Here is a 6622-nt window from a genome sequence, read left to right as displayed (position 1 = left end):
CCCACCGACCCACCCGTGCCGTACGGGGCTCGGGCGGGGTATGTTCCTCCGCCGCAGTTCGTCTACACGCCTACGAAGTTCGAGAAGGCGCTCAAAGCCTGGCGGCGGCCTGCTCGGCCCATGTCGCCGGCGCTCGTCGCCGGTGCTCTGATCGCGGGGGTCATCGGGGCCGTTGCGGTCGGACCCCAGCTCCGGGAGGGGTTGCTCGGGATCGGGGTCGTCATCGCGGCCGCGGCCGTCGCTTATGTGGCGGCGGCGTCGGCATGGTCGGCGGGGCGGCTCGTGCGGAAGGGGCGGGTCAATCGGACCGCGGTCGCGTTCGGGCTGCTCGCCGTGGGGCTGTCGGGCATCGCGGCGTTCCGGGAGGCCGAGTGGGTCGTCGTCCCGGCGCTGCTGCTGGCCGCCGCGGTCGGGTCGTATGCGGCGTCCGGGGGGCGGTCCTGGCCGGAGGTCCTGTTCGGTGGGCTCGCGGTCGTGCCGGCGGCCGGGGCCATGCTGCCGTGGGCGGGACGCGGTGCCTATGGGGCGGTGACGTCCGAGAAGACCAACTGGTGGCCCGCCATCCGGACCGCCCTCATCGCGGGCGGGCTGCTCGCGGTGTTCGGGGCGCTGTTCGTCGGGGCGGACGCGGCGTTCGGGAGCATCGCCGCCGGGCTCGTCCCCGAGGTGTCGGCGGTGTCGGTGGTCGTGTACGGGTTCACGGGCGCCGCGACGCTGGTGCTGGCGTCCGCCGGGGCGTACCTCGCGCAATCGCCGCCGCCGCTCCGCATGCTGGCCCCGGAGCCCGGCAAGCCCGCCGGGCGCTGGTCGTGGGCGGTGCCGATCGCGGCGCTCGACCTGCTGTTCCTGGTGTTCTGCGCGATCCAGGCCGGGGTGTTCCTCGCCGGCGACAAGGACGAACTGCTGCGCTCGACCGGGCTCACCTATGCCGAGTACGCGCGGCAGGGGTTCTTCCAGCTCGTCGTCGTGACCGTGCTGGTGCTGGTGGTCGTCGCCATCGCCAAGCGGTACGCGCCGTCGGGGAACGGGGGCGATCGCGCGACCGTCCGCGTCCTGCTGGGGCTGCTGTGCGCGCTGACGCTGGTCGTCGTCGCGGTCGCGCTGCGGCGCCTCTACCTGTACGAGCAGACGTTCGGCTGGACGAGGCTGCGGCTGTGGGTGCACGCGTTCGAGCTGTGGCTCGGCTTCGTCGTGGTCCTCGTCGCCGTGGCCGGGGTGGTCAAGGGGCGCGTCGCGTGGCTGCCGCGGGTGGTCGCGGCGAGCGGCGCGGTCGCGATGCTCCTCCTGGCGCTGCTCAACCCGGACGGGTTCATCGCCGAGCACAACGTCGCCCGCTACAAGGACACCGGCAAGATCGACGTCCCGTACCTGCGGGGCCTGTCCGCCGACGCCGTGCCCGCCCTGGACCGGCTCCCCGAACCGGCGCGGACGTGCGCGCTCCGCCAGATCGCCCTCGAGACGACCGGGAACGAGCCGGCGATGAGCGCCAACCTCGCCCGAGCCCGGGCCCGGGAGATCCTCGAGCGGCGGCCCATCGACCGGTCGGCGGACTGCTTCAGCCCGTCTCGTCCATGATGAGCAGGGCGTAGGCGGCGATGGTCGAGTCGTCGGTGATGCGGCCCGCCCGGATCAGCGCCTTGAACTCGGCCCGGGAGAACCACTTCTGCCGCATGTCCTGCTCCTCGGGCTCCCGGTCGGTCTCCCCGGCCTCCAGGTCGGACGCGACGAAGATGTTGAAGCCCTGCCCGCTCGTCCCGTGCGAGCAGTTCAGGCGGCCGAGATGCGTCAGCGTCCCGGCGCGCAGGCCCGTCTCCTGGGCGAGTTCGAGGCGGGCCAGCTCCTCGGGGTCGGCGTCCTCGCGGCCGGGGAGCGAGCCCTGCGGGAAGCTCCACGTGCGCTTCCCGATCGGGTACCGGTACTCCTCGACCAAGTGGAACCCGTCGCCCTCCAGCGGGATGACCAGCACGAAGTCGGGTTTGTCGATGACGCCGTAGATGCCGCGCGAGCCGTCCAGCCGCTCGACCTCGTCCTCGCGGACGACCATCCACGGGTTCTCGTAGACGATCCGCGTGCCGACCTGGCGGACGGCGGGCTCCTCGGTCATGTCACGCTCCCGACCCGTAGCGGTAGACGAGTTCGTGCCGGTCGCCGACCACCACCCGGTGGGTGACCTCGACGACGCGGTCCTCCTGGTCGTAGGCGCGGCGCCACAGGGTGAGGACGGGCTGCTCCGGGCCGATCCGCAGCGTCTCCTGCTCGTCCGCGCGCGGGAGCCGGCACGTCACCGACTCCTCGAACGTGATCCGGCGGCCCGTCTCCTCCAGCCGCGAGTAGAGGCCGCCGGGGCCGGTGTCGACCTCCCGCAGCACCGGGATCTCGGCGACGATCTCCGGGACGATCCAGGTCGTCGCCGTCTGGACGGGCGGCTCCCCCTCCACGCCCTGGACGCGCGCCCGCTCCAGGACCCGCGTCCCGACGGGGACGTCCAGGCGGGGCGCGAGCCGCTCACCGGCCTCGACCTCGGTCACGGTGGTCCGGGTGAACGGGCGCCGCCCGCCCTTCTGCGCCGACACGTGGAAGCCGCGCCACTCGCCGACCTGCCGGGTGATGTCGGCCGCCGCGCGCCGCACCTTCGGCGCCGTCCGGACCTGCGCGCCCGCGCCGTGCCGCAGCTGGACGAGGTCGGCCTCGGCCAGCATCCGCAGGGCCCGCCGGACGGTGGAGCGGTCGGCGCCGTACTCGCTCGCCAGCCGCCGCTCGGACGGCAGCCACGCGCCCGGATCCAGCTCGCCCTCGACGATGCGGGCGGCGAGCGCGTTGGAGATCACCTGTGCCTTCGTGGGGGGTCGCGGCATACCAGATCCTGCTCCGGGTCATTGCACTGATCTCACACCGTACAGATCCCACCCGGTCCGGCGTCCTCTTGGGGTTCTGCCGAACGCGTTGTGGGCGATGCTTGGTAGTCCTATGGTAGACCTACCATAGACCGACCGAGGGAGCCCCGGACGATGTCGGTGATCATGTGCATGCCCGGCTGGCACAGCGAGCGCTCGGGCGAGGGCCTGCGCGCCACGAGGGTCACCCAGTTGTCGGACTACCAGCTCCTCAACGGCTGCCTCGAGCAGATCGTCGCGGCGGACGAGGGCGAGCTGTGGCTGCTCTGCGACGCCCAGACACGGCTCGCCGAACGCGTCGCCACCGCCGAGCGGCTCCGCTCGTCCCGCCGCGACTAGCCCGCGACCGCGATGAACCCGCCGCGCCGGATGCGCGGCGGGTCCGGTGGGCCGGTCCGCTCAGGTGCGGCGGAAGCTGACGACCTCGCCGGAGTCGCCGACCGCCTCGCGGGACGGCGGGATGATCCGCTCGCCCGCGTTGTCGGCGAGCAGCGCGCGGGCGCGCAGCACGATCTCCAGGTCGAAGCGCAGGTCCGGGTCGAGCAGCTGGTCGCCGAACAGCTCCTCCAGCTGCCGCAGCCGGTACCGGACGGTCTGCGGGTGGACGTGCAGCCGCATCGCGACCTCGTTGGCGTTGCGTCCCGACTGCAGCCAGGCCAGCAGCGTCTCGGCGAGCCGGTCCTGCTGGCTCGGCCGCAGGTGCGCGAGCGGGGCGAGGCGCAGGTCGGCGAGCGAGGTGACGAGCCCCTCGTCCTGGAAGAGGATCAGCGTGGACATGTGCTCCACGCTGCGGATCACGCCGCTGTCCGCCTCGATCACCCCGCGCTGGACGAGCGACAGCGTCTTGCGCGCCCACTGGATGGACCGCGCCGCCTCCATCAGCGGGACGGTCGGGCCGACGACGGCGAGCGTTCCCGCCAGGGCCCGGTCCACGAGCTTGGCGCGGCCGGGGCCGTCCGGGTCGGGGATGATCAGGCTGGGGGTGCGGCGGGTCAGGTCGGCGAGGACGTCCGGCGGGAAGGCCGGCTGCCTGGCGTCCTGGTGCCGGCCGAGCGCGACCGCGGCGATCGTCCGCGGGATCGGCCAGTGCGCGGCGGCCGCGAGGTCGGCGATGGCCTCCTGCGCGGCGGGCGGGTCGGCGAACAGCAGGTCCAGCAGGCGCTTGCGGCGGCGCTGCATCTCGCCCGCGACGGCGGCCTTGGCCTGCGAGAACCCCTCGGCGGCGGCGTGCGCCAGGTCGTCTTGGAACTCCATCAGGACCTCGCCGACGGCGCCGAGCGTGCGCGGCGACACCTGGAGCACCTCGGCGCCCTCGGTCATCCGGCGCCACGCCACCATTCCGCCGACCCGCATCGCCGTCTGCATCGCGTCGAGGCTGCGGCCCTCGCCGGCCTCGCCGCGGCCGATGGCGCGGAAGAAGTCGGTCACCGGGGCGGGGTCGTGCGCCGGGTCGGCGACCCGGTCGACGAAGTAGTGGAGGACGCGCTCGACGGCGAGGCGCAGGGTCCCCGAGTAGGAGCCGTCCCCGGGCCGGTCGTACTCCCTGACGCGCGTCTGGATCTCCTGGATCATGTCGTCCGCCACCTCGTCGAGGTGGGGGCGCATGTGATCTGCCAGTTCCCTGGGCAGATCCGCCCACGGGCGCCCGCTGGTGGTCGAACCGTCGTTCGCCACACAAACCTCCCCTGCTCGTCCCCCAGCGTTGCGCGCCGTACACAGGGGGTAATTACTTACTTATGAGACCTGTGTGAGGCAAATCATGACCCGTGGCGACCCCGGGCGCAAAGTCTAGGTCGACATTCGACCAGCTTCGGCCTACCCGATAGCAAAAACACCACACGTCCGGGAACTTTCGTGGACGTCACAGAGCGTCCGATGTCGTTCACCGGACGCCGCCACCCCGGGGGAGGGCGCCGCGGAAAGCGCGGCAGAAAGAGCCGCGCGGCAGGCATAGCGGAACGGGGCCGGGAGCGTCTTGAAGGGGGACGGTAATTCGGAGGTGACGATGGATGACGCGGAAGAGCGACATTTCCGTGAGTTCGTGGAGACGAGGTCGGCCGCGCTGATGCGCCTGGCGTACCTGCTCGCCGGGGGCGACCAGCACGCGGCGGAGGACCTGCTGCAGGCGGCGCTCGCCAAGGCGGCGAAGCACTGGGCCGGCATCGACGACCCGGAGCCGTACGTCCGGCGCACCCTGTACCGCCAGCAGGTCAGCACCTGGCGGCGGACGCGGCGGCGGCGGGAGACGCGGGTCGCCGCGCCGCCCGAGGAGGTCGCGCGCGACGCCACGTCGGCGGTCGACCTGAAGCTGACCGTCCGCACGGCGCTGGCCCGCCTCACGTCCCGGCAGCGGGCGGTGCTGGTGCTGCGGTTCTTCGAGGACCTGCCCGAGGCGGAGGTCGCCCGGATCCTCGGCTGCGGCGTCGGCACCGTGCGCAGCACGACGCATCGCTCCCTCGCGCGGCTGCGCGAACTGGCCCCCGAACTGAACGACCGGAAGCCCGAGGAGGCTCGGCAATGAAGCCCGAAACGATCGTCAAGAGCACGCTCGACGCATGGGCCGAGGAGGCGCGGGTCCCCGCCGGCCTCGCCGACCGCGCGCTGCGCGGACGCACCCGCCGCCGCTCCTTCAAGATCGCACTGGTCGGCGGGACGAGCGCGCTGCTCGCCGGGGCGACCGCCGTCGTCCTCGTCTCCGCCGGCGGTCCGGTGCGGCCGTCGCAGCAGGTCGCGTTCGAGCCCGTGTCCCTGTCCGCGGACACATCGCTGCGCACGGACCTGGGCAGTGGCTTCCCCAGCCGCCTCGTCGCCGCCGGGCACACGGCCGTGGCCGCCTACTACACCGGCAACACGGCGATGGGGGCCGAGCGGGGCACCGTCCGCCGCACCTGGCACCTGTACAACCCGTCCACGGGCGCGTACGGGAAGACGGACTGGGCGTATCTCGACGTCGCGCCCGGCATGCAGCGCGCGGCCGTCCTGCGGGGGCCGCTCCCCGCGTCCAAGGTCGGCGTGCTGGACATGAAGACGCAGAAGGTCACGCGGTGGATCGAGGTCGACCACCCGGTCGGCGGGCTCGCCTGGTCGCCGGACGGCCGCCGGCTGCTCCTGACGTCCTACTCCTCGAACCCCGACGTGATCGGCGGGGTCCCGGGCGCATCGCCGAGGACGGGCTACTACGTGGTCGACAGCGCGGCCGAGCCGGGTGCGTTCCACACGCTGCCGGGGCTGCCCGGCAACCCGAACCACCGGCAGGACCTGGGCTGGAGCCGGGACGGGAAGCTGATCTGGGCGCCGACCGCCACCGAGCCGACCAAGGTCTTCTATGACCAGGACGGCCGGAAGCGGCCCGCACCCGCGCACGAGGCCGAGGATCAGCAGGAGGCCGGCCTGTCCCCGAACGGCGCCCTGCGGGCGCGCTTCGGCCCGGCGCCCGGCCCCGCCGTCACCATCACCGATGTCAAGAGCGACCGAAAGGTGGCGGTCCTCCCGATCCAGCAGGCTCTGGCATGGGCCGACGACGGCAAGCTGTTCGCCATGGGCTGCGACGTGAAGAAGTGCGAGGGCAAGGGCGAGTTCCGCAACCGGCTCCTGCTCGTCACCCTGAAGGGGAAGATCACTCCCCTCACCGGCTACCAGCGCTCCGACCGGGCCGGCTCCTGGACCCCCCTCTTCACGCACCGCTGACCCGATCCGTTGACCTGCGGCGTGTTGTTGTTATGAGCGCG

Annotated in this window: 7 protein-coding genes; 4 read left to right on the top strand and 3 right to left on the bottom strand. The window is 72.9% G+C overall.

Annotation, left to right across the window (positions count from 1 at the left end):
• Positions 1 to 1575: DUF4153 domain-containing protein (locus E1284_RS16990; RefSeq protein ID WP_207923793.1), on the top strand; the 1575-nt coding region annotated here is incomplete at its 5' end.
• Here the strand turns inward: E1284_RS16990 and E1284_RS16985 are convergent.
• Positions 1556 to 2104: an NUDIX domain-containing protein gene (locus tag E1284_RS16985; RefSeq protein WP_131940066.1), complete on the bottom strand. Its 549-nt coding sequence runs from the start codon at positions 2102 to 2104 to the stop codon at positions 1556 to 1558. The two genes, E1284_RS16990 and E1284_RS16985, sit on opposite strands and share 20 nt — an antisense overlap.
• Before the next feature lies 1 nt (position 2105).
• A complete protein-coding gene (locus E1284_RS16980; RefSeq protein ID WP_131940065.1) occupies positions 2106 to 2855 on the bottom strand; it encodes a GntR family transcriptional regulator in 750 nt (249 codons plus the stop codon).
• A 153-nt stretch (positions 2856 to 3008) separates the two neighbouring features.
• On the opposite strand from E1284_RS16980, the gene E1284_RS16975 reads away from it, so the two are divergent.
• Positions 3009 to 3233: a hypothetical protein gene (locus tag E1284_RS16975; RefSeq protein ID WP_131940064.1), complete on the top strand. Its 225-nt coding sequence runs from the start codon at positions 3009 to 3011 to the stop codon at positions 3231 to 3233.
• 60 nt (positions 3234 to 3293) lie between these two features.
• Here E1284_RS16975 and E1284_RS16970 read toward each other — a convergent pair whose 3' ends face one another.
• Positions 3294 to 4568 (bottom strand): PucR-like N-terminal domain-containing protein, encoded by a 1275-nt coding sequence (locus E1284_RS16970; protein ID WP_131940063.1) that lies wholly within the window; start codon positions 4566 to 4568, stop codon positions 3294 to 3296.
• Between the two features lie 331 nt (positions 4569 to 4899).
• Between E1284_RS16970 and E1284_RS16965 the strand changes: the two genes are divergently transcribed.
• Complete coding sequence (locus E1284_RS16965) at positions 4900 to 5415, top strand: SigE family RNA polymerase sigma factor (protein ID WP_131940062.1); 516 nt, start codon at positions 4900 to 4902, stop codon at positions 5413 to 5415.
• A complete protein-coding gene (locus tag E1284_RS16960; protein WP_131940061.1) occupies positions 5412 to 6581 on the top strand; it encodes a WD40 repeat domain-containing protein in 1170 nt (389 codons plus the stop codon). The genes E1284_RS16965 and E1284_RS16960 overlap by 4 nt, the downstream gene beginning before the upstream one ends.
• The last annotated feature ends 41 nt before the right edge of the window (positions 6582 to 6622 follow it).

The sequence above is a fragment of the Actinomadura bangladeshensis genome, assembly GCF_004348335.1.
Lineage (GTDB): Bacteria > Actinomycetota > Actinomycetes > Streptosporangiales > Streptosporangiaceae > Spirillospora > Spirillospora bangladeshensis.
The sequence above is the reverse complement of the archived record's forward strand: the minus strand, read 5'-3'. Positions and strand labels throughout refer to the sequence as shown.